Raw genomic sequence first — 281 nt, forward strand, 5'->3', positions numbered from 1 at the left:
CAAGGCGAGAATGATATTAGGATGACCAAGGTTCATCAAAAAATATCGGGGTGTTTTAGAAGTAAGCAAGGAGCTGAAATGTTCTGCTTGCTGAGAAGCTATTTATCGACTTGCAGAAAACAATATGTATCTGCAAGCCTAGCCCTTGAGTTATTATTCAAAAATCAGCTGCCTGATATATTCATTTCAGATGAGGCTGAATAGTTACAAATGTTATTGCTTATTTACTTTTTAAAGATGCACCAATCCTCCCTTAGTTTCCCCCCTCAGGCCTTAGTGGT

At 38.4% G+C, this 281-nt stretch carries 1 pseudogene; it reads left to right on the top strand.

Annotation, left to right across the window (positions count from 1 at the left end):
• Positions 1-204: pseudogene (locus AAEY83_RS14235) on the top strand (IS66 family transposase); the annotation flags it as partial.
• Positions 205-281 lie beyond the last annotated feature (77 nt).

Origin of the sequence: Psychrobacter sp. TB20-MNA-CIBAN-0197 (assembly GCF_040309765.1) — a bacterium.
Taxonomy (GTDB): Bacteria; Pseudomonadota; Gammaproteobacteria; order Pseudomonadales; family Moraxellaceae; genus Psychrobacter; species Psychrobacter submarinus.